Source organism: Bacillus sp. OV322 (genome assembly GCF_900112495.1).
Lineage (GTDB): Bacteria > Bacillota > Bacilli > Bacillales > DSM-1321 > Peribacillus.
The window spans coordinates 107,625-133,124 of the sequence record NZ_FOMA01000002.1 but is presented as its reverse complement, the minus strand read 5'-3'; the positions used below and the strand labels follow the sequence as shown (position 1 = coordinate 133,124).

Annotated in this window: 22 protein-coding genes; 5 read left to right on the top strand and 17 right to left on the bottom strand. The window is 43.2% G+C overall.

Annotation, left to right across the window (positions count from 1 at the left end; translation table 11 throughout):
* Positions 1-334 precede the first annotated feature (334 nt).
* Positions 335-1,270: a sugar-binding transcriptional regulator gene (locus BM126_RS05070; protein WP_090988518.1), complete on the bottom strand. Its 936-nt coding sequence runs from the start codon at positions 1,268-1,270 to the stop codon at positions 335-337.
* Positions 1,271-1,632: 362 nt separating this feature from the next.
* Between BM126_RS05070 and BM126_RS05065 the strand changes: the two genes are divergently transcribed.
* Complete coding sequence (locus tag BM126_RS05065; RefSeq protein WP_090988517.1) at positions 1,633-2,337, top strand: YukJ family protein; 705 nt, start codon at positions 1,633-1,635, stop codon at positions 2,335-2,337.
* Between the two features lie 327 nt (positions 2,338-2,664).
* Here the strand turns inward: BM126_RS05065 and gntK are convergent, their stop codons facing one another.
* Positions 2,665-4,215: a gluconokinase gene (gene gntK, locus BM126_RS05060; RefSeq protein WP_090988953.1), complete on the bottom strand. Its 1,551-nt coding sequence runs from the start codon at positions 4,213-4,215 to the stop codon at positions 2,665-2,667.
* Positions 4,216-4,720: 505 nt separating this feature from the next.
* On the opposite strand from gntK, the gene BM126_RS05055 reads away from it, so the two are divergent.
* Positions 4,721-5,548 (top strand): MurR/RpiR family transcriptional regulator, encoded by an 828-nt coding sequence (locus BM126_RS05055; protein ID WP_090988516.1) that lies wholly within the window; start codon positions 4,721-4,723, stop codon positions 5,546-5,548.
* A 147-nt stretch (positions 5,549-5,695) separates the two neighbouring features.
* Here the strand turns inward: BM126_RS05055 and BM126_RS05050 are convergent, their stop codons facing one another.
* Genes BM126_RS05050 through BM126_RS05040 form a run of 3 tightly spaced genes read right to left on the bottom strand, consistent with a single transcriptional unit; the run spans position 5,696 to position 7,893 of the window.
* Complete coding sequence (locus tag BM126_RS05050; RefSeq protein ID WP_090988515.1) at positions 5,696-6,424, bottom strand: amino acid ABC transporter ATP-binding protein; 729 nt, start codon at positions 6,422-6,424, stop codon at positions 5,696-5,698.
* A complete protein-coding gene (locus BM126_RS05045; protein ID WP_090988514.1) occupies positions 6,421-7,065 on the bottom strand; it encodes an amino acid ABC transporter permease in 645 nt (214 codons plus the stop codon). Before BM126_RS05045 ends, BM126_RS05050 begins: the two co-directional genes overlap by 4 nt.
* Positions 7,066-7,122: 57 nt before the next feature.
* On the bottom strand, positions 7,123-7,893 hold the full coding sequence (locus tag BM126_RS05040; RefSeq protein ID WP_090988513.1) for a transporter substrate-binding domain-containing protein: 771 nt from the start codon (positions 7,891-7,893) through the stop codon (positions 7,123-7,125).
* A gap of 452 nt (positions 7,894-8,345) precedes the next feature.
* Here BM126_RS05040 and BM126_RS05035 point away from each other — a divergent pair, with 452 nt between their 5' ends.
* Together BM126_RS05035 and BM126_RS05030 are read left to right on the top strand one after the other, a co-directional pair.
* Positions 8,346-10,235 carry an OPT family oligopeptide transporter gene (locus BM126_RS05035; RefSeq protein ID WP_090988512.1) on the top strand — a complete coding sequence of 630 codons (1,890 nt, stop codon included), beginning with the start codon at positions 8,346-8,348 and terminating at the stop codon, positions 10,233-10,235.
* Positions 10,228-10,584 (top strand): PqqD family protein, encoded by a 357-nt coding sequence (locus tag BM126_RS05030; RefSeq protein ID WP_090988511.1) that lies wholly within the window; start codon positions 10,228-10,230, stop codon positions 10,582-10,584. The genes BM126_RS05035 and BM126_RS05030 overlap by 8 nt, the downstream gene beginning before the upstream one ends.
* A gap of 47 nt (positions 10,585-10,631) precedes the next feature.
* Here the strand turns inward: BM126_RS05030 and BM126_RS05025 are convergent, their stop codons facing one another.
* The 6 genes from BM126_RS05025 to BM126_RS05000 all read right to left on the bottom strand — a co-directional run bounded on the left by BM126_RS05025 (position 10,632) and on the right by BM126_RS05000 (position 15,221).
* Positions 10,632-11,678: a class I SAM-dependent methyltransferase gene (locus BM126_RS05025; RefSeq protein WP_090988510.1), complete on the bottom strand. Its 1,047-nt coding sequence runs from the start codon at positions 11,676-11,678 to the stop codon at positions 10,632-10,634.
* 348 nt (positions 11,679-12,026) lie between these two features.
* Positions 12,027-12,470 (bottom strand): threonine/serine exporter family protein, encoded by a 444-nt coding sequence (locus BM126_RS05020; RefSeq protein WP_177201316.1) that lies wholly within the window; start codon positions 12,468-12,470, stop codon positions 12,027-12,029.
* A gap of 12 nt (positions 12,471-12,482) precedes the next feature.
* The gene (locus tag BM126_RS05015) at positions 12,483-13,238 is read right to left on the bottom strand and encodes a threonine/serine exporter family protein (RefSeq protein ID WP_090988508.1); all 756 of its coding nucleotides are present in this window, start codon (positions 13,236-13,238) and stop codon (positions 12,483-12,485) included.
* A gap of 283 nt (positions 13,239-13,521) precedes the next feature.
* Entirely contained in the window at positions 13,522-13,956 is a 435-nt protein-coding gene (locus tag BM126_RS05010) for a hypothetical protein (RefSeq protein WP_177201350.1), read from the bottom strand.
* Between the two features lie 15 nt (positions 13,957-13,971).
* Positions 13,972-14,316 carry an ASCH domain-containing protein gene (locus tag BM126_RS05005; RefSeq protein WP_090988506.1) on the bottom strand — a complete coding sequence of 115 codons (345 nt, stop codon included), beginning with the start codon at positions 14,314-14,316 and terminating at the stop codon, positions 13,972-13,974.
* A gap of 95 nt (positions 14,317-14,411) precedes the next feature.
* On the bottom strand, positions 14,412-15,221 hold the full coding sequence (locus BM126_RS05000) for an alpha/beta fold hydrolase (protein WP_090988505.1): 810 nt from the start codon (positions 15,219-15,221) through the stop codon (positions 14,412-14,414).
* A gap of 475 nt (positions 15,222-15,696) precedes the next feature.
* Between BM126_RS05000 and BM126_RS04995 the strand changes: the two genes are divergently transcribed.
* Positions 15,697-16,962: a dicarboxylate/amino acid:cation symporter gene (locus tag BM126_RS04995; protein ID WP_090988504.1), complete on the top strand. Its 1,266-nt coding sequence runs from the start codon at positions 15,697-15,699 to the stop codon at positions 16,960-16,962.
* A 76-nt stretch (positions 16,963-17,038) separates the two neighbouring features.
* On the opposite strand, the gene BM126_RS04990 is transcribed toward BM126_RS04995, so the two are convergent.
* The 6 genes from BM126_RS04990 to BM126_RS04965 form a co-directional block, all read right to left on the bottom strand.
* Complete coding sequence (locus BM126_RS04990; RefSeq protein WP_371261418.1) at positions 17,039-19,255, bottom strand: alpha-galactosidase; 2,217 nt, start codon at positions 19,253-19,255, stop codon at positions 17,039-17,041.
* Between the two features lie 112 nt (positions 19,256-19,367).
* Entirely contained in the window at positions 19,368-20,357 is a 990-nt protein-coding gene (locus tag BM126_RS04985) for a LacI family DNA-binding transcriptional regulator (RefSeq protein WP_090988503.1), read from the bottom strand.
* A gap of 23 nt (positions 20,358-20,380) precedes the next feature.
* On the bottom strand, positions 20,381-21,430 hold the full coding sequence (locus BM126_RS04980) for an aldose epimerase family protein (RefSeq protein ID WP_090988502.1): 1,050 nt from the start codon (positions 21,428-21,430) through the stop codon (positions 20,381-20,383).
* Between the two features lie 15 nt (positions 21,431-21,445).
* The gene (gene galT / locus BM126_RS04975; RefSeq protein ID WP_090988951.1) at positions 21,446-22,945 is read right to left on the bottom strand and encodes a UDP-glucose--hexose-1-phosphate uridylyltransferase; all 1,500 of its coding nucleotides are present in this window, start codon (positions 22,943-22,945) and stop codon (positions 21,446-21,448) included.
* A 13-nt stretch (positions 22,946-22,958) separates the two neighbouring features.
* Positions 22,959-23,948 carry a UDP-glucose 4-epimerase GalE gene (gene galE, locus BM126_RS04970; RefSeq protein ID WP_090988501.1) on the bottom strand — a complete coding sequence of 330 codons (990 nt, stop codon included), beginning with the start codon at positions 23,946-23,948 and terminating at the stop codon, positions 22,959-22,961.
* Positions 23,945-25,126: a galactokinase gene (locus tag BM126_RS04965; protein WP_090988500.1), complete on the bottom strand. Its 1,182-nt coding sequence runs from the start codon at positions 25,124-25,126 to the stop codon at positions 23,945-23,947. The genes galE and BM126_RS04965 overlap by 4 nt, the downstream gene beginning before the upstream one ends.
* Positions 25,127-25,500: the final 374 nt, after the last annotated feature.

The window sequence follows — 25,500 nt, the reverse complement described above, 5'->3', positions numbered from 1 at the left end:
TATTTTTGCATCTATTACAGGAAACGCTTTCATCGAATTCAAAAAAAGAGACCCTCTCGTAAACTCATACAAAGAGGTACGTACTTCTAACACTTTTATACTACAACAGGACTTGAACAATTGTAAACAGGAAATTGAACAAATGTAAAAAAAATTTTTCTGGTATATAATTTTTTTCGTAAATTTTATTGATATGGAACATGGTGGCCAATGGGATCGCATCCCAGAACTTATTAAAACCAACACTTTTAAGAAAAGGGGTTAAAAACAGAGCCAAAAAATAAACCAGGCAAAAAAAAACGATCCCGCTATAGGATCAGTTTTTTCATCTCCGCTATCCAAGCAGAGCCTGTGCAGTATATTGGTCGGTTATTAAAATGTTGGCGTATCCTCCGCTTAAAGCACCTTTGATTCCAGCAATCCGGGCAGAACCCCCGGCTACCAGAATCGACTGATCCTTATCTTTCAGGCAATCCAGTTCAATACCTAATGTCCGCTGATTAATTCCTTCATTGCAAACTTTCCCGCTTTTATCATAAAACCGGGAGCAGATATCACCTGCCGCATGCTCATAGAGGTGCCTTTTTTCATCCTCAGTAAAATAGCCCATTTGAAATAATAGCGATTCTGCTTCAACTGAACCGACCGTGAAAACAGCAATATTTGCTTCCTTGCCTGTATCCAGCACCCTGCGTATATGGCGGTCTGCCTCCATGGCTTGCTTGACAGCCATATGGTCAACAATAGCAGGAAGATGAAGCTGGATAGGCACTGAGTTGTAAGCCTTGCCAAAAAGGAATAATATTTCAGATGCATATGTGTTTTTTTCGGAGTGGCTGACGCCTCCCTTTAGCTGTACCACCTTAACATTTCTCACTGCTTTGGGCTTTAATTCAGAAGCGATATGGTAAAGTGTTGTTCCCCACGTAACTCCGACAATATCGCCGTCCGCAACAACTTCATGCAAATAAGCCGCTGCTCTTTCACCAAGCCTCCGTTTTATCAGTTCTTCATCATTGAAGGGCACCGGCACAATGATGGCATCTTTAAGCTGATATCTATGCTGTAGCTTTCTTGCCAGGTCAGCCGAATTTTCTGCCGGATCCATAATGGTGATTTGGACAATTCCCTTGGTTTTTGCCTGCTGCAAAAAGCGGGATACTGTAGGCCTTGACACCCCAAGCTTTTTGGCAATGTCGTTTTGATTATAATCATGCAAATAATAGAGCTTAGCCGCCTCGATAATTTTTTTGATTTTTTCATCATCCATAAAGCACACCCGCTCACCTAATTGAATTAACATTATTCTACCAAAAATATTGGAAAGTGCTACTTCTTTTTTTCGAATGCACTCCAATCAACAATGTACTTTAACAAAGCCAACTTAAAATAGGACATTCCTCACAATGAACGTAAAAAAAGGGAACAATGACCGCTTTCCCATTCAATCCAGGAAAAACCTCTACTTAATTAAAGTAAACGGAATATTTAGTGAATTCATCTTAAAATGTGGTATAAATAAAGAGCGGACATTTCGCAAACGCCAGATATTTATGGAAACTGTTACGCGCATATAAAGCCATGTTTAGTCCCTCTCATTGTTACATTCTTAAAAATGTCAGGAGGATGTTTATGCCAGTTCAGAATTATGGTGTACTGAAGGGAATTGTTTTAGAAGGCCGTCCTGAACGGAATGCCGATACTCCCCATTACCAAATCCATATGATTGGCGAGGAAGGCATACATTACAGAATTGCAGTGAATGTGATGTCAAGCTCACAGCAGTCCGAGGTGCTGTATATGGCAGATGAAAATTTTAACGATACTTCCTTGAGTGCCCTCCTTGCCATGAAGCCGGGATATACAAGAATTGACAAGGAAAGCAGCATTCCTGGGCTGGATTATGTACGAGGCAGACTATTTGACCCTTCTTTAATGAAAGCATTGCCCTTTGATGCAGCAGGTCCAAATGATGATTTGAATGACAGGCTTGATGCTTATATTCAAAAAGCAAAAACAGAGAAGGCTGCCGTATATATCTACGGATCCAGATTCGGGCCTGAAAATACCACTGATAAAGTGTTCGGGTTCCGCCCGGAAAATGGGATGCATAATGTTCATATGAACCAGGGAAATGAAGATAAACCTGGAAACGAAAAGGACTGGGCCAGGGACAATGGGATCTATCATGATGGGGGCATCCTCATTCAATTTGATTCACATTGGACGGCCGTGTTTTTAGCATTTCTTTCGCAGTCCTGGTGTACAGATGAACGAGGCTACCCCAATGGGACCTGTACACATGATCAATTGTTAAAAAATGCGGGAGCGCCTTGACCTCCGCTGATTATAATATATGGCTCTTTTATTAAAGATTACTGTTTTTTTGCGTTCTGTGAGGCATCCCATTGTTAATTCAGGTTGATTGGAGCGAAAGGCGCAAGACTCCAGCTTATTAGATTAGCGGGAAGGTGTGACCTAAGCAGGCGCAGCAGAGTAGGCTCACCGCCCGCCCCGCGGAAAGCGAGCATCCTGGAGCTGGAATCAGCCACCTTGTTCGATAGCAACAAAATTTACGAAATCAGTCTAATATATAAAGAAAATCCCCAGTTTCCTTTCACGGCAGAAAGGAAACTGGGGACTGTAAATGTATATTTTCTGGACTTAAGAATTCGAACTCATTTTACGCTGAAAATCTGAGATAGCTTTATATTCTTCCTTCAGTAAACGGGACATTCTAATGAAAATTGGAACAAGTTCTTCATAAATTTCCACATTTTCAGGAACTGGCTTATGATAATGGTCTGCTCCCACCATATCGGATACAGCATCAAGCGAGTCAATCTCTCCTAAAGAATATAAGCCAAGAATAACTGCACCCAGGCAAGAGCTTTCAACGCTTTCCGGGACAAATACTTCATGGTTGAAAATATCAGCCATCATCTGCCTCCATAGCTCCGATTTAGCAAAACCGCCTGTAGCCTGGATTTTCACTGGTTCTCCGATTAATTCCTTCAGTGCAAGCAGTACAGAATACAGGTTGAAAATTACACCTTCCAATACAGCCCGGATAAGGTGTTCTTTTTTATGGTGGAGCCCAAGACCAAAGAATGAGCCTCGTGCATTAGCATCCCATAATGGAGCCCTTTCTCCAGCAAGGTATGGATGGAACAGCAATCCCTCAGAACCCGGGCTTACTTTGGCCGCAATGGATGTCAGTACTTCATAGGCATCCATTCCAAGGCGCTTCGCCGTTTCAACCTCTGCTGAACCGATTTGTTCTTTTACCCAGCGGAAAATCATGCCGCCATTGTTGACCGGCCCGCCGATGACCCAATGATTTTCCGTCAATGCATAACAGAAAATCCTTCCTTTTGGATCTGTTATCGGGCGGTCAACTACTGTGCGGATTGCACCGCTTGTACCGATTGTAACTGCCACTACCCCCGGTTTAATAGCGTTCACTCCAAGGTTTGACAAAACGCCGTCATTGGCGCCAACGACAAACGGCACACTTTGCGGCAAATTCATTTCAGCTGAATAGCCAGCATCAAGGCCAGTCAGGCTGTAAGTAGTCGGCACAAGCTGTGACAGCTGATCACTGGTAATGCCCGCCACATTTAATGCACCCTCGTCCCATTGCATGGCTTTCAGGTTCAGCAAGCCTGTTGCAGAAGCTATAGAATGGTCTACAACATACTGTCCAAACAGCTTAAAGAAGACATATTCTTTGATAGAAATAAATTTATATGTCATTGAAAATAGGCTGCTTTGTTCATTCTGCAGCCAGACTAGTTTCGAAAGCGGCGACATTGGGTGTATTGGCGTGCCTGTCCTGAGATAAATTTCGTGTCCGCCCATTTCACTCAGAATCTTCTCTGACCATTCTGCACTCCGGTTATCCGCCCAGGTAATGCACCTTGTAAGCGGCTTTCCATCTTTGTTCACAGCAATAAGGCTGTGCATGGCCGCACTGAAAGATACACACAGAATATCCTCTGGATGCACATTACTTTTCTTTACGGCTACTTTTACTGTGGAAATTACGGCCTGGAAAATTTCTTCCGGATCTTGTTCAGCCGTCTCTGGAGTAGGGGAATACAACGGATACTCTTGGCTATGGCTGGAAATGATTCTTCCGTTTTTTGCGAATACCACAGATTTTGTACTCGTTGTCCCTATGTCTACACCAATTAGATATTTTTCGCTCATTATGCTGCCTCCTTGCATCTAACTTTTTTAACTCATCATGCATGTCCAAATAAAAGAAGACATTAGCTGCCTTCCTGGCCCAATCTTAAAAGTATATATCTTCCAAGAATAAACTAAGGTTCTATTATATGAGAATAAATTGAATGCAAAGGCATCATGTGCTGTTCATTGCATAATTCCGCTTCATCCGTCGCAATGAAAAAAAGAATGCGCTTAAATTTAAGTCTCTCCCGTTATTGCATGCAGAAAATCACAGCACTTCAAAAAAATCCCGAAAGAAGCAGCAATCCCCTTATAATCATAAGAATCCCTTAGGCGCACATATATCTCCCTAACATTTTATCATATGAAAAAAAATTTTTCATACTTGTATAGCTTCCGAAAAATATTTCCGGCGATATTTGTGCTATAATTTTTTTAATAACGCTTACATTTTTTTATAGCAGAAAACCTTTTTACATGAAAGATAGGGAAAACACCACTCAATAACGCAGAAGGGAAATTTTACATGAATACAAATTGTTTGAGTAAAATACGTTCCTATTATCCGAGATTCAGCGATAAAGAAAAAATAATAGCTGATTATATTCTTGAAAATTCCGGTAAAATTATTCATTGCTCCATAAATGAAGTGGCTGAAGACCTAAAAGTTGCAGAAGCAACCGTATTTCGTTTTTGCAAGCGGATCGGCTACAAGGGATACCAGGCCATGAAGATTGCACTTGCTTCTGAATCCATGACAGCCGTTCAGCCAGCCAGTGAATTAATTAACGATGGAGAAAACATTACCGAAAGAATTTTCAAGTCCAATATACGTTCTTTGGCAAATACGCTGCAATTAAATGAATGCGCTTCCGTAGAAAAAGCAGCTGAATGGATACTTTTAGCAAAACGAATTTCTTTTTATGGAGCTTCCGGTTCATCTTCTATTGCAATGGATGCATTCCAGAAGTTTATCTCTGCTGGATTTCATGCGTACTCTTTTATGGACTCACATTCTCAGTCAATGTTTGCTTCCCAGCTTGACAGCCAGGATACAGCTGTTATCATTTCTCATTCTGGGTCTGATAAAGAGAGCCTGAAGATACTGGATGCGGCGCTTGAAAAAGGAGCAAAAACAATTGCCATTACTGGCTTTCCCAACTCCCCTCTGGCTCGGAGGGCACATGTTTCACTTTGCACAAGTTCGGAGGAAACCGAATACAGACCAGAAGACCTGGCATCCCTGATCACACAGTTGAGCTTGATCGATGCCCTATATGTAAATGCTATGGTGAAAAGAAGAGAAATGTCGGGATTGCCTGCCAGCAGAGAAACAGCAACATCCAGAGCTTGAAATAAAAAAAGCTGCTTCAGCGGCTTTTTTTATCATTGGCTTTTTTGGTTTTTCGGAAAAATCACTTCTATCTTTATTCCTTTACGTAATTCGTAAACAAAAAAAAGACCAGGTCAACGTTCACCTGATCCATCTCTGCATTTTCTCTTACAATACCTTGCTTAAAAATAACTTTGTTCTTTCATGCTGGGGATTTCCGAATAAAGCTTCCGGTTTATTTTCCTCCACGATGTATCCGCCGTCCATAAATAAAACACGGTCACCCACTTCACGTGCAAATCCCATTTCGTGGGTAACAACCACCATCGTCATTCCTTCTTGTGCAAGCTGTTTCATGACATCCAGCACGTCTCCCACCATTTCCGGATCCAAGGCTGAGGTAGGCTCATCAAACAGCATGATTTTAGGATTCATAGCCAGTGCCCTTGCGATGGCTACCCGCTGCTGCTGTCCGCCTGATAATTGAGCAGGATAATTTTCGGCTTTGTCCGATAATCCTACCTTCTTTAACAGTTCCAATGCTTTATTTTTAGCAGCTCCCTTTTCCGCCGACCGCACTTTCATGGGCGCGAGCATTATATTTTCCAGGACTGTTTTATGCGGAAAAAGATTGAACTGCTGAAAGACCATCCCGACTTCCTGGCGAATTTCATTAATATTAATTTTGGGGTCAGTGATGTCATGACCATTCACGATTACATGTCCGCCTGTAATATCTTCAAGCCTGTTCAGGCAGCGGAGGAATGTACTTTTCCCTGAGCCGGATGGCCCGATGACACACACCACTTCTCTTTCGTTAATTACCGTATTGATGTCTTTCAGCACTTCAAGCTCACCGAATGACTTTTTTAAATTTTTCACTGAAATCATGCTCATCTGACTATAAATCTCCTCTCTAGGAAATTGGCAAGCAGTGTTAAGAGATAGATGATGATGAAATAGATGATTCCGACTGCCAGCCAGATTTTAAAGGCTTCGAATGTTGCCGCCTGCTGAATCTGGCCTCTCTGTGTTAAATCAGCAATGCCGATTATAGAAAGCAGCGAGGTATCCTTTAAGCTGATAATTGCCTGATTCGTGATCGTTGGCAGCATCCGGCGGAATGCCTGCGGGAGAACGATGGAGGTCATCGCCTGTCTGCTCGTTAAACCAAGCGACCTTGCCGCCTCTGTCTGGCCTTTGTCTATTGACTGGATGCCCGCACGGATAATTTCCGCAAAGTATGCACCTGCATTAATGGCTACCGTCACAATTCCGGCTGTTGTTCTATCTAAATGAATGAAAGATAGAGTGTTTAAACCCTGATAGATAAAAAATAATTGCACGATGAATGGCGTCCCCCGGATAGCGTTGATGAAGACCAGGGCGATCCCATTTAACAGCTTAAGAGGCGCAAGCCTCATTAATGCAACAATCAGACCAATGATAAAACCAAGAATGACAGCAATAACAAAAATATAAAGCGTCGTCTGCAGCCCTTTCATTAAATAAGGAAAGGCTTCACTGATTACATCCATAATTCCGCTCCCCCCAAAAAGAAGACGCGCGGTATGCACGCCTTAACAATCTCTTCTCTATTTTTGATCACCAAGATATTTTTTGATGATTTCATCGTATTTTCCGTTTTCCTTCAATTCAGCCAGGCCCTTGTTGACTTTTTTCAAAAGGTCACCGTTCTCCCCTTTTAAAACAGCAATGCCGTATTTATCTCCATTCAGCCTGTCCCCGACAATTTCAAGCCCAAGATCTTTTTTGGAAATAGCGTAGGCAATAACCGGATAGTCTTCGATCAGGACATCTGAACTTCCATTTGACACTTCCTGGAACATGGAGGGGCTGTCATTGAATTGAACAACCTTAAATCCTATCTTATCTGCCTTTTCTGCAGCAAATGCCGCACCGGTTGTCCCTTTTTTAACAGCCACTTGCTTGCCCTTTAAATCATTGATAGTCTTAATATCCTTATTGCCCTTCTTTACAACAAGGCTAAGGCCCGCATTGAAATACGGATCTGAAAAGTCAACTACCTTTTTCCGTTTATCTGTGATGCTCATGCCTGCAATGGCCATATCCAAATCTCCCGCCTGCATAGCAGGAATGATTCCAAGGAAGTCCATGGCACTGTATTTCACTTTAAAGCCCTGGCTTTTAGCAATTGCATTCATTACATCAATATCTATCCCTTTATACTTCCCGCCTTCTTCATATTCAAATGGTGGATATGTCGTATCTATGCCCACACGGTATGTCTTGTTCTTCCCGCTTCCTCCGTCATCGGAAGTTCCGCAAGCAGACAGTGCAATAATCAACGCAAAAAATAAACCTAATACTCCTATTTTCTTCAAAAGTCTTTCCCCCTTGGATCCAATAATTGAATTTTTTAATTATTGAGAATAAATTGAAGCTGCATTATGTATAAAGCTACTGCTATTTACCCTGTAGCAAAACTCTTTAAACATCGTCAAACTAAAATTTTGCAGTTGGCTTCATGTAAGTGCAGTAAAATTAAAACTTCATTTAAGCCGGAATAATTCTTGACAACCAGGCTTCTACTTCCCTGCAATTGACGACAATAATAACCTTCCAGGTTAAATATATTGCTGTAAGTTGTGACAGAATAGTAATAACGGAATGAACCGTTTCACGCATGGATCTCTGTCAAATCCCTTTAATGCAGTAAAGTAAGCGTGGCCAACTATCAGAAAATAGCAAATATAAAGTTTTCATTGCATACCTTAAAATTAGAGTGCTATAATGTTTTTTATGTTTTTAAAAGTTCAAACAGGCGGTGGAAAAATTGTCTAATAATTCGAAAGAAAGTAATTTCGTCCCTTACGTTTCCGCATCCAGATCTCTTCCTGAACTAACTGTAACTGCAATTATTCTCGGGATCATTCTTGCGGTCATTTTCGGGGCAGCAAATGCCTATTTAGGATTGCTCATCGGTTTAACTGTTTCAGCCTCCATTCCGGCTGCTGTTATTTCCATGGCCATTCTTCGGGGGGTTTTCCGCAGAAATTCAATCCTGGAAAACAATATTGTCCAAACCATGACAACAGCCGGTGAAGCGATTGGAGCCGGTGCAGTCTTCACACTTCCTGCCTTGTTTCTCTGGAAGGTTCCGGTCAGTCAGGGACTGATCATGTTTATCGTATTAACAGGCGGATTTCTGGGAGTCTTCATGATGGTTCCCCTTCGCCAGCTTTTGATTGTAAGAGAACATGAAACACTTCCATATCCTGAAGGCACAGCTTGTGCAGAAGTGCTTAAGTCAGGTGAGGAAGGCGGCACAAGTGCCAAGCTGATTGGTATCGGCTTAGCCATTGGCGGTGTTGTAAAAGCACTTGGAGACGGTTTTAAACTCTTCAAAACTGAGGTAGAAACAGGAATCTCACACTTTAAAAATGCTGTAGTCGGCCTTGATGCTTTTCCTTCGCTATTGGGTGTCGGATATATCATTGGACCGCGTGTAGCAGGGGAAATGCTTGGCGGCGGTTTATTGGCTTGGGTTGTCCTGATTCCGGCCATCAGCTTTTTCGGAAGCGGCAGTGCTCATGCTATATTCCCGGCAGATGTTCCTATTTCCAAGCTTGATGCATGGGGAATCTGGGACAGCTATATCCGGTATATCGGTGCAGGTGCCGTTGCTACAGGCGGATTGATCACGCTCATTAAAACGATTCCTACTCTGGTTGGTTCCGCTGTAGCCACTATTAAAGGTGTACAGGCCAATAGAGGCCAATTAAAGGCGGGTTCACTGCGCACTGAAAAGGATATGCCGGCAAAATATGTCTGGATCGGCATCCTTCTTATCATTTTAATTATTGCTTTCACGCCATTTACTGATGTCGGCATTATCGGTGCTATCGCCATTGCCGTCTTCGGATTTTTATTTGTTACCGTGGCATCACGTATTGTCGGAGTTGTCGGCAGCTCATCATCCCCTGTTTCAGGTATGACGATTGCCACTTTATTGATCGTTACACTGATTTATAAAGCGACTGGGTTTACGGGCATGAACGGTATGGTGGCAGCTTTGACGGTTGCTGCAATTGTTTGTACGGCCCTGGCAGTTGCAGGAGACGTTTCACAGGATTTAAAAACGGGATATATTGTCGGCGGTACTCCATGGAAACAGCAGGTAGCCATGATGATTGGTGTAGTTGCTTCTGCTTCTGTCATTGGATTTATCCTGATTTTAATGAACAAGGCGTATGTAATGGGCTCTCCAGCTCTGCCTGCTCCTAAAGCGGCCCTGATGAAAATCCTGGCTGAAGGTGTATTGGGCGGCGACCTTCCATGGACACTGATTTTTATCGGTGCAGCCATTGCCATTACACTTGAATTCTTTGGTCTGAACTCTTTGGTTGTTGCTGTGGGAATTTATCTTCCTGTCCATACAAGCGCTCCAATTATGTTTGGCGGTTTTGTTCGCTACTTTGTGGAACGCTCTGCAAAATCGAAGGAAGAACGAAAGCTGCGTGTAGATCGCGGTACATTATTCGCATCTGGTTTAATTGCAGGTGAATCCCTGATTGGTGTTGTGATTGCCATTTTAATTGCGGCCGGCATATCAATACCTGACGCTGCAAAATCAGCGAGTAACCTGCTTCCATTCATTTTATTCTTAATCCTTGCAGGACTGCTCTGGTTCGTTTCAAATAAAGGGAAAAACCAGAATGTCTAATAAACGCAATTCAAAAAAGAAGAACCTGCTTACTATGGTCCCTCTTTTAGAAGACCGTGTCAGACTTGAAAGTGACTCCGCTGATTCATTTCTTGTAATCAGCAGGACGAACCTCATCGAACGTTTTTCGGTTAAATTCCTTAAGCAGCCAGGCTTCCGCCGGATTAAGCTGGATAAATTCGGGGCTTTTGCAATCGGCCAAATGCAGCATCACAAAAATGTCGAGCAAATTTCAAATGACATGCTGCTGCATTTCGGAGAAGAAGCAGACCCTTCCTTGCCAAGGCTTGTAAAGTTTCTTGAAATCCTGGAAGCCCACGATTGGCTGAAATGGGAAAATGAAAAATAAGCAAATTGAAGGCCGAAGCGCAAAAATCAGCGCTTCGGCCTTTTTCATTACCTGGGCTTTGCAACGATTCCGTTATGAACCTTAATATAGCCATGGCGAAGAATGTCAAAGCCTGATTCATACACATATAACCCCATCTGCCGCACATCCATCAGTTCTCTGTAGGTATGGTTCATCACATCTGCCATGATGGTATAGAAAAGTTTGGATTTGAACTGCAGCCTCGGAGTAGTCATGATGACATATCCCCCGGGTTTCAAAAATTTCCTGTGCCATTCCATCACTTCATGTTTATGCTCATCAGGAAAATGCTCCAGTAAACCAACACTTAAAACAATATCAAATTCATGGCCAAACGGAAGGTTTCTAATGTCGTTCACTTCATAGTGAATATTCATCTCACTTTTATGCCAGACTTTAGGATGCCCTGATACTGGATTTGATCCTAGGAAGGGATAACTATCCGGAAAATGCCCAAAGCGGTCTGTCCGGCAGAAGTCATCATAATCGACCATCACAACTTCTCCTTCCGGATACATGGCATAAAGCTGCATGGCTTCATATCCTTCCGCTGCACCCAAAAAGAGTATCCTCGGCTTCCTTACATCAAGCCCTTCAAAAAGGGCCCTTTTCCCCCGCGGATCCCAGATTCCATCCTCCACCCTGTGGGCATAATTCCAAAGCGATAATTGGATGGTCTCTCCAAGGGCCGCTTTTACATCACGCAACTGAAAACGTGATAAGTATTTTTTCAGCTCTTTTTTTGACCTGTCAAGCTCTTTTGGGACATCCTTAATAAACCATTCATGAAAGGAACGGTTAAAAAACTCCCAGGAAGTTTTAACAGACATTTCTCCATGTTCTTTTTCCCAATTCTGCCTGGACTTTGCGACAGACTTTACTTCATAGGGCCTGCCTGCTTCCTTCCATGATAACTGTGGCCAGTCAGTGACCATATCTGCATTAAAAAACTGGTCGAGATGTTCATTTCCCGCATTCCGCAAATCAATCCGGTAGCCGGGAGTGAGCAGCGTTGTCTCAAAATCTTTTTCCGAATAATAGCCTTGATCTTCCTGAAGCCTGCCTATACTCATACGTCCTCCTCCTTTAACTCATGTTTTTTCAGTTCCTCCCCATCTGTCTGTCGCTAAGCGAAACAACGAGAGATCAGTCAAAACTCAGTGGAAATATGATCCGTGTATAATACAGAGCTTATGCCGCTATAGTTCCATATACAGCCGCTCAGTTTGCAATGCTGATGGAGATAAACTAGTCTAGTGAACTTCTGTCAGAAAGAATATGGACCAATGTTGTCTGAATGCACCATTTTTTAAGCGCTTACATAAACATTCAACACTTTACAGAACAATTCCTTTTTCTTCAGGAAAACAAAAAAGACAGGATGCTAACAAGAGCATTTCCTGCTGCCTGCTATAATCCCATCATGCTTTCACTCTTTTATTATATTTGATATATACCTGATTCATTACTTCTGCAAACATCAGACCCATGGCTATGGCTCCTGAGAGCATAAAGGCTTTTGCCGCAAGCTGTATGGCGACATTATAATCATTTTGGACAAAATGCCTCATCGCATCATAAGCCATTCCTCCAGGCACAAGCGGGATGATGCCGGATACGCTGAAAATAATGATGGGTGTTTTATAAGCCTTAGCAAAAACCAGGCTGATCACCGCTACCAGAAAAGCTGCGGCAAGTGTTGCGATCACACTGTTCACGCTATTTTCAACAAGGGCATAATAAAGAAGCCATCCAATCATCCCGACCAATCCGCATTTAACGATTGAGTTTTTAGGAACATTAAAGATAATTCCAAAGGATGCTGATGCGATAAAACTGGTGATAAGCTGTGCTAACATCTTCATTTCCTTTCTTTTTTAGTTGAATATAAATGCAACGGCAATTCCCGTCCCGATGGCAAAGGCTGTCAGAAAGGCCTCAGCACCTTTTGATATCCCTGATACCAAGTGGCCTGCAATTAAATCCCGCACTGCATTAGTTATTAATAATCCCGGAACTAAAGGCATTACAGAACCGATAATAATTTTGTCCACTTCACGCCCCAGATCCATATTTACAATGCAAATGCTAAATACTCCAACGACTAAAGCAGCTATGAATTCTGCAAAAAACTTTATTTCAAGAAGCCTGTGCAAGTAAATTAAGCACGAAAAGCCCAATGCCCCTGCCATGCATGCTACAAGGAAATCGTGCCACTGGCCCTGAAACATGATTGTAAAGCAGCCGCTTGAAATAAAAGCAGCAAAAATCTGTACCCAAATCGCATAAGCATGGCTGGCCTTTTCCACTTCCTTTAAAAGTCCATATGCTTCGATTGCAGACAGTTCTCCAGCAGAGATCCGCCTCGAAATGCTATTGACATTGGCAACCTTCTGCAGGTCAGTCGAGCGTTCGGAAATTCTGACCAGCTTGCTTGGATCAGCTCCATCCGCGGAAAAAATGATGCCTGTCGGCGTGACAAAGCTGTGGGAACTGGTAATTCCAAATGAGGCGGCAATGCGTGTCATCGTGTCTTCCACACGGTAGGTTTCTGCTCCGCTTCTCAGCATAATTTTCCCCGCCAGCAGACATACCTCTATAATGTCATATCGATTGTTCATTTGTTTTTCCATTCATCTCTCTCCGAAGAAACTAAAATTTCAGGTGATAAAAAGCCATCAAAATGCCGCCTCAGAAAAGTGAGGGGCGCCTTACTGCTCTTATTGTGTGATGTTCATGTTCATGGCATTCTAAAAGGCAGTTTCAATTACATCATTCATTTTCTTGCGTTCGTCTTTCTTATTCAATATAACACTAAATTTCACAAGATGTTTAGTTCATATTTACTTTTCCTATATATTTAGTGCGGCACAAAAAAAACGATTATTCCCTGACAGAATAATCGCTGCAGGCTGCTCACCATAAAACCGGTTTTGCGACCATAAACCAGAGCATGATCAGCAGCAAAGCCATATAAATGTAAACTGCATTTCTCAGGGAATCTGCTGTTTCCCTGAATCCTTCCTTTTGCTCTCTATATTTTCGCAGCTTTGGTGAAAAAGCACGCGCAAGAAAATACAGGGAAGCAGCAAGAATAATAAGCGTCATGTCAATCCAGGCAGTCTTCCAGGTCCAGGGACCTATTATGACTAGCACGACTCCTGATCCCACGAGGACATGGCCTGCGTGCTTTGCCAGCCGCACCACAGACTGAAACACATTCAAATATCCTTCATTTCCGCTATCTTCACGCACTTCGAGCTTTTTTGCAATAGGGAAAAGAATGACAAACGGGCCGATAGAAGAAATTACGCTTAAAATATGAATATATAAAATCACTTTATATAAAATATACATACCCTGATCCTATGCTTGGCGGAATTCGTGCACCCATACCTTCATTTGAGGCAGCCATTTCATGCCTTTATGCATGGAAAGAATGAATTCTTTGTAGCTCTCAAGATTTTCATATCCTTCTGAAACCGCATGTTCTTCCGTCATTTCTCCAAGTGTCTGCTGATAGACTTTTTCCACTGTAAAATCCTTGCCGTCAAGGACCATCACTTCCCCGGCATCTGCATACCGGCCATTTCTCCGTGCCGCTGTTTTTTCGCCGGCAATTACTTTTTCGATATCCTGTTTTACGGTCACTAAGCGGTCAATACTGCAAGTTTTTGGCGGCAATGTCTGCTGGATATTTTCATTGGTCATTTTATTAATCTCCCCTGTTCGAAAGTTACATCCCCTAATTTACTTCCTTATTGTACCTGCTGGTCCTTGAAAAGGAAATAAAATTCATCCTGCAGTCAAATTCCATTTTTCTTAAGAAATGCAGCTACTGTATCGTTAAACAGGTCCGGTTCTTCCAGGAAAGGACAATGGCAGCTATTCTCAAAAATGACTAGCTCTGAGGAAGTTATATGCTGATTTAAATGTTTCCCTGCCGCAACCGGTATGACTTTCTCTTCCCTCCCGAAGCAAAGCAGGGTTGGAACGCTGATCTGCGGCAGAAAGTCTCTGTAATCCACAATGGACTGATCAAACAGTATCGCACTCGCTGTGGACTCAGGCATTCTCGTCACTTCCCTCAGCATCCATCGGGTGTCAGCCGGACTGCATTCTTCCTTAAACATGGAGGACAAAAATCCTCTTAAAAACTCTGTCCGGTTCATTTGGATTTCCGTCATAAAGGCAATTAATGTTTCCATTGTAAACGCGCCAATATCAAAGCCTGGCCACTTAAAATCAGATGCAAGCTCATCCACAATAACAGATGACTTTATATTGTCACCGCCAAACTGTTTCAGATAATCCCAGACTACGAACGCTCCCATCGACCAGCCGACAAGTGTAACATCCTGAAGATTAAGTTCATGTATCAGGTGATGTAAATCACGGGCATAATTAGCTACGGTGTGGCCATGATGGACTGGGGAAGAATGGCCATGTCCTCTAAAGTCCACTAAAATAGTCCGGTAATTTTTCGAAAAATAGGAAAGCTGCTTTTCAAAAAAGCGGCTGCTCATCCAAACTCCGTGCAGGAAAATGATGGGTTTCCCTTGGCCCTTTTCTTCATAATACAGCTCTGTATCCTTTTCAATATGTATAAACGGCATTTCTATTCCTCCTTTAGTTAGGCTGTTTTCGTAAATTTTGTTGCTATGGAACAAGGTGGTTGATTTCCGCTCCAGGATGCTCGCTTTCCGCGGGGCAGCCGGTGAGCCTCCTCGGCTGCGCCTGCTCAGGTCTCACCTGTTCTGCTCATCCCGCAGGAGTCTCGCACCTTACTCTCCAATCAACCTGACTTGACAATGGGAACGCCTCACATAACAAATTAAAAAAACAACAATGTTTAAGAAAAGAGCTTTTAGTTCACACCCGGTTTTTAGCCTGCCCGCAGAATTTCAGGCGGTAATTCCTGGATGATTTCACCTATCTAAGCGGTATTTGGGGAAACAAATATCCCCTCTGGCGGCAGCCTATCTTTTGATCATTATACAATCACTATAGAAATAGAGGTTGTCAAACTATGTCACAGCCCTGATAATAAAATTTATGCACTTATAAGCAATCTTAGAAAGGCGTGACAAAATGAATTACTTTAAAAATTACCGCACCACGATCTTCCTTCTTGGAGCGATTCTTATCGGAGGGGCTGCAGGCGTTATCTTTGGCACTAAAACGTCGATTGTCCAGCCGCTTGGAGATTTATTTTTAAACTTAATGTTTATGATCATTGTTCCATTAGTATTTTTCAGCATTTCCTCTGCCATTGCCAATATGAGTGAAATGAAGCGGCTTGGCAAAATTATGGGAAGCATGGTCCTTGTCTTTTTAGCAACGGCTGCCATTGCTGCCGTTTTGGGATTTGCAGGCACATCTGTTATGAATCCGCTCGAGCATACGGATACATCTGCGATAAAAGAACTTATGTCAAAAAGCGATCCTTCCGCAGATACAGAAGATGTAACCTTTTTAGGGCAGCTTGTCAAAACCTTTACTGTCTCTGATTTCACAGAGCTGCTGTCTAAAAGCAATATGCTGGCACTTATTGTGTTTTCTGTTCTTTTCGGACTTTCTGCTGCACTTTCAGGGGAAAAAGCCAAGCCGGTTACTGCCTTCCTGTCAGCAGGAACAACCGTCATGATGCGCATGGTGAAAATCATCATGTACTACGCTCCAATTGGATTGGGCTGTTATTTTGCAGCAATCATCGGGCAGCTTGGACCGCAAATTCTGGAAGGATACGCAAGAAGCTTTGGGCTTTATTTAATCCTGGCTGTTATCTATTATTTTGGCTTTTTCACTTTATACGCATTTTTTGCCGGCGGAAGCCAAGGAGTGAAGGTATTCTGGAAAAACGCGATGACACCTTCCATTACGGCTATTGCCACTTGTTCAAGTGCAGCTTGCATACCAGTCAATCTGGAATATACAAAAAGAATGGGCGTGCCAAAGGACATCGCAGAAACGATTGTTCCGCTTGGCGCCAACACGCATAAAGATGGATCCGTTTTTGGCGGAGTATTAAAAATCGTCTTTTTGTTCAGCTTATTCGGCAAGGATATGACGAGTATTTCAAGCATTCTCAGCATTCTTGCCGTCTCCTTCCTCGTGGGAGCCGTCATGGGTGCCATCCCAAGAGGAGGCATGATTGGCGAAATGCTGATCCTGAGTGTGTTCGGCTTTCCAGCAGAGGTGCTGCCGATCATTGCAGTCATCAGTACAATTATTGATGCACCTGCGACTCTTCTAAACTCTGCAGGCAATACCGTAAGTGCCATGATGGTAACCCGCCTAGTCGAGGGGAAAAATTGGATGAAGCGGTCTCTTAACCGGGAAAAAACCGTTTCATAATATGTATTCTGAAGTTCCCTATCCTGGCAGGATAGGGAGCTTTTTATATTCATAGAATAAGAAAAACCTTTAATCCTTACTTATTAGCCAGATAAAATACTGCCGACTGGAAATCTCCTGCCCGTTTTGCCCGCTTTTTGTTAGGGCCATTGAATTCTAGCGGCAAAGTAAGGCCATGATACATGAGCTCATCCCCATTATAGATCTCTTCTGTTTGGACAAGCATATATTTAGCAGCAGGAGCCAGGCCGGCCAGTTTCAGTTTCTGCTGGATGTTGGGATTCGGTTCTGCCAGGATTTTGTACCACCCGCAAAGCGCCTCCTTTTTATCTTTGCTGACCACCATCCATGCAGCTTCGTTCCCTTCAAACGGGCTATTAAGGCGAAAAAAATCCCCTGTCATGATTAGATGGCGATGCTGTTTAAAAAAACGGATTTGTTCTTTGACTTCTTTTTCCTCCGCATCAGAAAGCGCTCCAGGATCCAATTCATAGCCGAATGTTCCAAAATAAGCCACATTTGCCCTCATAGATAGCGGAGAACTGCGCTGTGTCTGGTGGTTCGGTGCAGCTGATACATGGGAGCCTATACTGTAAATGGGATAGGCATATGAAGATCCGTATTGGATTTTCAGCCGTTCCACAGGATCCGTATCATCGCTTGCCCATGCTTGAGGCGCGTAATAAAATAATCCAGGATCAAACCTGCCCCCGCCTCCTGCACACGATTCAAAAAGAATCTGCGGAAATTCAGAGGTAAGCCGTTCATACAGCTCATACACACCCAATATGTAGCGGTGAAAAAATTCATCCTGCCGGTCAGCGCCCAGCCCCCTGGAAAAAGCTTCAGTAATATAGCGGTTCATATCCCACTTGATATATGAAAGGTTTGTTTCCCTAATGATATCTGCCATTCTACTGTATACGTCTTTAACAATATCCTTTCTCGAAAAATCCAGTACAAGCTGATTTCTGCCCAGTGAAGCAGGCCGCCCGGGCGTTTTGACTGCCCACTCGGGATGGGCCCTCATCATCCTGCTATCCGGGCTGACCATTTCAGGTTCAAACCAAAGCCCGAATTTCAAACCGATTCTTTCTATCTTTTCTGCCAGTGATTTCATGCCATGCGGAAGCTTTTTAGGATCAGCATACCAGTCGCCAAGAGATGAAGAAGCATTGTTTCTTTTGCCAAACCAGCCATCATCGAGGACAAACAGCTCAACACCAAGCTCCTTTGCCTTCCTGGCAAATTTCAATAGAATATCTTCATTGAATGAAAAGTAAGTTGCTTCCCAGTTGTTAATGACGATGGGCCGCACGTCATTTTTCCACTTTCCTCTAAGGAGATGCTTACGGTACAGATCATGATAAGCCTGGCTCATGCCTGTCAGGCCATCACTCGAATATACCATCACAGCTTCAGGCGCCTGAAAGTGTTCATTCTCGGAAAGCTTCCAGGAAAAACGGAAAGGATGGATGCCCATCGTCGCCCTTGTTACCCCAAACTGGTCTACTTCTGCCTGAGCAATGAAATTTGAACTGTAGACAAAGTTAAAACCATAAACCTCCCCCTTGCTTTCTCCCGCATCCGGCCTCTTCAGCACAAGGAGCGGATTATGCTGGTGCGAGCTTGCCCCGCGGATGCTGGAGATGGACTGTATGCCCGCTTCAAGAGGGCGCTCCTTCACATAGCGCTCCCGGGCCCATGCCCCGCTCAGCTGGAGCATGCGGAAGTCTGCATCTGGAAAATCCACTGACATACTCATGAAGCGCTCGAGGTAAAAGGGGTCAGACCCCTTGTTAAAAATATAGGCGCTTCTTGCAATCACAGGAAAGTCTTTGAATATGGTGTAGCATAAGATCAGCTCAGCCTGGAGTTCTCTATCTTCAAGAATGATTTGGATGCTCTCAGCATCCCCCTCATTCACGGTATACGTAGAAGGCAGTCCTGCAAGCGGAGGTTTGCCGGAGGATCTGACATAGGTTTTATAAGTAAAATCTGTGATATGGCTGCCATTTTGGAGGCGGATACTGTAGGCAGGCTCCCTGAAGTCTGATGTACCGTAGGCTGGATATTCCTGGCGCAGGGTTTCAAGGCTGAACGCCCGCTTCCCATGATATTGGGCGGTATAGGTGGCAGGAACTCCATATGTCTGCATATGCGAAAAGTCTTGCTGGTGATGAAGCGCTTTTCCATAATACAAAGACCCAAGCTGGCCATTTTCCATCACATGAAAAATATAGCTTACCTTGCCATTGCATAAGTGAAATTGTTTTTTTTCATCATTTATCATGATCAGCACAGCTCTTTCCTCCAATTCACAGAAATCTTCCTCCACTAAATCTATGCAGGCCCATGGCCCATTAAAACAAACAAGGGACCGCTTATATAAGCGGTCCCCGAAATTAAAAGCTGCTATTTCTAATTACCAATTCTGTTGCGATGAAAATTTTCTTCGCGATTTTCCTGTCTGCCATTCTTTCTATAAGCAGGTCGACAGCTGTCTCTCCCATTAATTCAGTATGCACCTTCACCGTGCTGAGAGGCGGGTATACGTATTTAGATACGCTTATATCGTTTACGCCGATAATGTTCACTCTCTCAGGAACAGCAATCCCATTTTCATGAAGGGCCCTTAATGCGCCTATTGCAAGCAGGTCATTCCCGGCAAAGAAAGCTGTTGGCAGGGCATCACCGAAATCTTCAATGGCCTTTTGCATAAGGAGGTAGCCATCCTGAACGGTAAATTCCCCTGTATAGACAAAGGTCTCATCATACATATTTTTCTGGGACATATATTCCTTGAAGGTTTTTTCCCTCAAGTCTTCTATTTCGGCTGTCTGATCTTTAAACGTCTCATGACCGCCGATATAGCCGATTTTTTCGTGGCCTTTATTCATAAAATAATTCAGTATCTTTTTTGCCGCTTTATCAAAATCAATTACAACAGAGTCGAATCTCTCATCATCGGGGCTTGAATCCACGAAAACGATTGTATCACAAACACTTGAAAGCTCTTCTACCTGCTTTTGGCTGAACTTGCCGATAGCGATGATTCCCTGTATGTCTGATGATTTTATCTGCTCGGTATTATAAGAAAAGAACTTTACCAGCTGCAGGTTCTGGTGCATACACTGCTGCTCGACACTTAAGCGGATTGACATATAATACAGATCATTCAACTCTTCTTGCTCAGAATACCAGTGGATCATGGCAATCCTTGGGGCAGCGGCCTTTTTTGACGGACGTTTTTTATAGGAAAGCTCTTCGGCAATTTCGAAGATTTTCTTTTTCGTCTCATCGCCTACAGACAGCGTTGTATCATAGTTCAGTACCCTTGAAACCGTTGCAATTGATACATTGGCTTTTTCAGCAATATCTTTAATGGTTGCCATCTAATGTCTCCCGTCCGGTTTTCTTAGCTTTGCACGCTGAATACGTACTTTGTAAGAGAACGGTATTCCTCATTCTTGTCCAGCACAATAGAAGGAAAATTGGAATGATGGATAGCATCTGGCAAACCCTGTGTCTCCAGGCAGATGGCCAAATGGTTGCTGGCCTTGACGCCTCTGATGGAAAAGTCCCCTTCCAGCATGTTGCTCGTGTAAACAACGACGCCCGGCTGGTTTGTTTCAATAGTCAGTGTACGGCCTGACTCGGGATCTGCCAGATGAATTTCCCGGTTATTATTTTCACTCAAGCAGAACGGAGTATCAAAGCCTCCGCCAGCAACCAGGTTTTGGGGATGCCGGTAGGCTTTTTCCTCAAATAATTGGCGCTCTTTCCTGAAGTCGAATGGAGTTCCTTCCACATCAAGCAGTTTTCCGGTAGGAAGAAGCTCCTCGTCCAGCTCAAGAAATTGCTCACTTTTCAGTGTCAGCATATGTTCTTCCACATTACGCTTTATTTCTCCTGAAAGGTTAAAGTACGTATGATTTGTTGTATTAATCAGCGTCTTCTGGTCGGTTTCAGCTCTTGTTTCGATCGTAAACTCATTCTCATCATTCAGGCTGTATGTGACTGCCACTTTTAGATTGCCGGGATATCCTTCTTCACCATCCGCGCTTATCCGTGTAAATGTGATGCCTGATGCATCTTCGCGTTCAAATAAGGAAGCATTCCAAAATATATTGCTGAAGCCTTTTATTCCTCCATGAAGATGCTGGTTACCATCGTTTTTAGCAAGGGTATACGAAGTGCCATCCAATTCAAATTCCCCTTCTTTGATCCTGCCGGCCACTCGTCCAACTATGGCCCCGAAATAAGGGGAATGCTCTATATACTCCTCTATGCTGTCAAAACCAAGGACAATGTTTTCAAGCTTTCCGCTGCTGTCAGGCGTCTTGATTTCCGTGATGATGCAGCCGTAATTCAAACAAGTGATGCTCATGCCGCGGTTATTTTTGATTGTATAGGCCTGAACCTTTTCGCCATTGATTTCCCCAAATTCCATAACCTTGACTTCCATCCAATCTCTCCTGACCTAGATCATTTTTAATGAATCAATAAATCTCAGAAAACCATCTTTTCCTTCACTGTCTCTCTTAAAAACTCCTGCGTCCTGAAGCACCCTCAGAAATTTAAGGCCAGTTTCCTTCTTCACAATATCGGACACATTATTTTCATTCAAATCTTTTTCGTATCTCATTTTCAGCTCTTTTGCCCAATCCAAATGGTAAGAAGCCACCGCTGCATCAGGGTTTCCGGCAAGATAGCTTTCGATTTCTTTAAGCTCCTGCTCCAGACGTGCAGGCAATACAGCGAGTCCCATCACCTCAATCAGTCCGATGTTTTCCTTTTTAATATGATGTACATCGGCATGCGGGTGAAATATTCCAAGAGGATGTTCATCATTGCTCCGGTTATTCCTCAGCACAAGATCTAATTCAAACATTCCGTTCCTCTTTCGGGCTATAGGGGTGATGGTATTATGCAAAGACCCATCAGACATTGCTAAAATACCCAATTCAGGGTCACTGTAATCCTTCCAGAAAGCAAGAACCATATCGGCTGCATCCGCAAGTGTGGAGGCATCCCTGCTTTTTAACCGCAGGACAGACATCGGCCACTTTACAATTGAAAGTTCCAGATCTGGAAAACGCTCCCATCTGCACGGGAATTCTTCCTGTGCCTTAGCCATGGCAAATTCATAGCGCCCGCCCTGATAGTGATCATGAGTTAAGATCGATCCCCCTACAATTGGCAGATCTGCATTTGAACCGATGAAATAGTGGGGGAATTGTTCAACAAAGGACAACAGCCTTTCAAAGGTTGCTTTACTGATCTTCATATCTCGATGCTCTTCACAAAGAAGGATGCAATGCTCGTTATAATAAACGTATGGCGAATATTGCAGATACCATGTTTCACGTGGAACATTTACTCGAATCATGCGGTGGCTGGATCTTGCCGGATGTCCAATTCTTCCTGCATAGCCTTCGTTTTCAATGCATAAAAGGCATTTGGGATACTTTGTTTCAGGCTGTTTGGCCTGACGTTCCATGGCAATTTGCTTAGGGTCTTTTTCAGGCTTTGATAAATTAATTGTAATATCAAGGTTTCCGTACTCGGATTCTGTTTGAAAAACAATATTCTTAGAGATTCTGTTCATTTGAATATAATTGCTATTTTTGCTTAATTCGTAAAAGTAATCAGTTGCTTCAGCTGGGTCTTGTGCATACTTTCGGTAAAAGGATTCATTAACGGCAGACGGCAAAGGGATCATTACATCCATTATTTTGCTCGCAAAAATTTCCCGCGCATCTAGATAATCCCCGATAATTCCCTTTTCACACGCATATTCAGTCAAGTCATCCAGAAGATCAGGAATTCCCCTATCAGAGCCTGCCTGCACCGGGATGTAATCTTCTATAGAAAGCAGAGAAAGAATCTGGTTTCTTGCGTAAATCTCATCTTCTTTTTTTAGTAAAAAAACCTCTTCTGCCTTGTTAAGCAGCTGCTGGACAGTGCTGAATATATTCATGATGATCTCTCCCTCAGCTTTCATAGCCGTTTTGATGGTTTACATGCCAGTTCCAGGCATCCTCAATAATTTTTTCGACTGATGTTTTCTTAGGCTCCCATCCAAGTATTTGGCGCGCTTTTTCAGAGGAAGCAATTAATGTGCTTGGATCACCTGCTCGCCGCTCGCCAATCTCGACAGGAATGGTCCGGCCAGTTACAGCCTTAGCCGTTTCGACAATTTCCTTAACTGAAAAACCCTGGCTGCTTCCCAAGTTGAAGATATTGCTTTCTCCGCCATTTTGCAGATACTCAAGTGCAAGGATGTGAGCATCAATTAAATCCTCGACATGGATGTAGTCTCTGACGCATGTACCATCCTCTGTTTCATAGTCTTCACCGAAAATAATGATTTTCTCTCTTTTTCCTAATGCAGCCTGCAGGACAACTGGAATTAAATGTGTTTCAGGATCATGATCTTCGCCAATTTCTCCAGTAGATCTGGCGCCTGCCACATTGAAGTAGCGAAGAGATACGAATTTCATACCATTAGCAATTTCCGTCCACTTCATCATTTTCTCCATAGCAAGCTTAGTTTCACCGTATGGACTCGTCGGATTGGTTTCCATATCCTCTGTAATCGGCACCTGCTTAGGTTCTCCATACGTTGCAGCAGATGATGAGAAGACAATCTTCTTCACATTAAATTCTTCCATGACCTCTAGGATTGCCTGGGTTCCAAAAACGTTGTTGTCATAGTATTTAAGAGGCAGTGCCACGGATTCCCCAACAAGGGAATTAGCCGCAAAGTGGATGACAGCTTCAATTTGCTCTTGGTCAAAAACACTGCGCAAAAACTCGCGGTCACGAATGTCACCTTGATAAAATTTCGCCTTCGGGTGAATGGCTTCTTTATGGCCGGTTTGAAGATTATCGACGACCACCGCTTCAAAACCTCTGTCAATCAGCTGATATACCGCATGTGAGCCAATATAGCCGGCTCCTCCAAATACAAGAATACTCATATTCCTTCAACCTCCTTTAATTCCTTTGCTCCGTCACCGATGAGCACTTGATAAAATTCTGCTTCGTAACCAATCTTTTCTTTATACACTTTTCCTATTGCCTTCATGATCGCTTCCGCTTTGTCTGTTTCAACAATGGCAATGGCACAGCCGCCAAATCCTGCCCCGGTCATGCGCGCACCCAAAACACCGTCTTCCTTCCAGGCTGTTTCAGCAAGTGTGTCAAGTTCTGTCCCTGTAACCTCATAATCACCCTTTAAAGATAAGTGAGACTGGTTCATAAGCTCTCCGAATGCTTCAAGATTTCCGCTCTTTAACTCTTTTAGTGCTTCAAGTGTGCGGCTGTTTTCATAAACCACATGCTTTGCTCTTTTTCTGAGCACTTCACTGTCAATTATAGACTGATATTCATCAAATTCACTTGGAGTTAGATTTGCTAATTCCTGTATATCCGCTTTTTTCTGAAGCTGTGCTAATGCCTGCTCGCACTCGCCTCTTCTCTCGTTATACTTCGAATCAGCCAGCTCACGCCTTTTATTGGTGTTCATGATTAAGATGCTATGCTTTTCCAGCTCAATAGGCGCATATTCGTATTCAAGGGTGTCGCAATTTAGAAGGATTCCGGCATTTTTTCTGCCCATCCCTATTGCAAACTGATCCATGATCCCGCTGTTGACCCCTATAAATTTATTTTCAACCTGCTGGCCGATTTTAACCATTTCAATCCGGTCCATGTTCAGTTCAAAAAGACTGTCCAATAACACACCGGTCACCAGTTCAATGGATGCGGAAGATGACAATCCGGCACCATTGGGAATATTCCCGTAAAACAGCACATCGAATCCGCTGCCGATGCTGCAGCCGCTTTCCTTAAAAAAACGGAGCATTCCCTTTGGATAGTTCGCCCATTCATGCTTCGCCTCGTAATCGAGATTTTCGAGTTCGAATTCAACTATGCCAAGCTCCTTAAAGTTAACGGAATACATGCGGATTTTTTTGTCACTGCGTTTTGAAGCAAGGGCATATGTCCCCTTTGTAATGGCACATGGAAATACATGTCCTCCATTATAATCTGTGTGCTCTCCAATAAGATTGATTCTTCCCGGTGCAAAAAAGACACGCGGGCTTTCTTCATGAAATATTTCCTTATATAAGGTACGGAGCTCCTTTACATCCATGACGATTCCTCCCCAGCCCATAATCGAGCTGCTTCTATTTTTTTATTCTGCTATGGCCGCTCATCAGCCACGTTCTGAAAGCGCCTTCAGTTTTATTATAATACAGCGGATTTTAGAGTCAATTATTTTTTAGTAAAAAATATATGTTTTTTTACTTAAATTAATCTTATGCAGCAGCACTGAAACCGCCATTTTTTAAAAAAGGCTCTTTTCTTAAAGATTGTTGTTTTTTTAATTTGTTATGTGAGGCGTTCCCATTGTCAAGTCAGGTTGATTGGAGCGTAAGGTGCGAGACTCCTGCGGGATAAGCAGAACAGGTGAGACCCCGCAGGCGCAGCCGAGGAGGCTCAACGGCTGCCCCGCGGAAAGCGAGC

Bases quoted from the DNA above. Each gene is read 5' to 3' on its own strand.
- BM126_RS05015 (WP_090988508.1), bottom strand. From the start codon at position 13,238: ATGGAAAAACAAATGAACAATCGATATGACATTATAGAGGTATGTCTG.
- BM126_RS05030 (WP_090988511.1), top strand. From the start codon at position 10,228: ATGTCTAATAAACGCAATTCAAAAAAGAAGAACCTGCTTACTATGGTC.
- BM126_RS04980 (WP_090988502.1), bottom strand. From the start codon at position 21,430: ATGGAAGTCAAGGTTATGGAATTTGGGGAAATCAATGGCGAAAAGGTT.
- BM126_RS04990 (WP_371261418.1), bottom strand. From the start codon at position 19,255: ATGATAAATGATGAAAAAAAACAATTTCACTTATGCAATGGCAAGGTA.
- BM126_RS05055 (WP_090988516.1), top strand. From the start codon at position 4,721: ATGAATACAAATTGTTTGAGTAAAATACGTTCCTATTATCCGAGATTC.
- BM126_RS05000 (WP_090988505.1), bottom strand. From the start codon at position 15,221: ATGCCGTTTATACATATTGAAAAGGATACAGAGCTGTATTATGAAGAA.
- BM126_RS05020 (WP_177201316.1), bottom strand. From the start codon at position 12,470: ATGAAGATGTTAGCACAGCTTATCACCAGTTTTATCGCATCAGCATCC.
- galT (WP_090988951.1), bottom strand. From the start codon at position 22,945: ATGAATATATTCAGCACTGTCCAGCAGCTGCTTAACAAGGCAGAAGAG.
- BM126_RS04985 (WP_090988503.1), bottom strand. From the start codon at position 20,357: ATGGCAACCATTAAAGATATTGCTGAAAAAGCCAATGTATCAATTGCA.
- BM126_RS05005 (WP_090988506.1), bottom strand. From the start codon at position 14,316: ATGACCAATGAAAATATCCAGCAGACATTGCCGCCAAAAACTTGCAGT.
- BM126_RS05070 (WP_090988518.1), bottom strand. From the start codon at position 1,270: ATGGATGATGAAAAAATCAAAAAAATTATCGAGGCGGCTAAGCTCTAT.
- BM126_RS05045 (WP_090988514.1), bottom strand. From the start codon at position 7,065: ATGGATGTAATCAGTGAAGCCTTTCCTTATTTAATGAAAGGGCTGCAG.
- BM126_RS04965 (WP_090988500.1), bottom strand. From the start codon at position 25,126: ATGGATGTAAAGGAGCTCCGTACCTTATATAAGGAAATATTTCATGAA.
- BM126_RS05050 (WP_090988515.1), bottom strand. From the start codon at position 6,424: ATGAGCATGATTTCAGTGAAAAATTTAAAAAAGTCATTCGGTGAGCTT.
- BM126_RS05065 (WP_090988517.1), top strand. From the start codon at position 1,633: ATGCCAGTTCAGAATTATGGTGTACTGAAGGGAATTGTTTTAGAAGGC.
- BM126_RS05025 (WP_090988510.1), bottom strand. From the start codon at position 11,678: ATGAGTATAGGCAGGCTTCAGGAAGATCAAGGCTATTATTCGGAAAAA.
- BM126_RS04995 (WP_090988504.1), top strand. From the start codon at position 15,697: ATGAATTACTTTAAAAATTACCGCACCACGATCTTCCTTCTTGGAGCG.
- galE (WP_090988501.1), bottom strand. From the start codon at position 23,948: ATGAGTATTCTTGTATTTGGAGGAGCCGGCTATATTGGCTCACATGCG.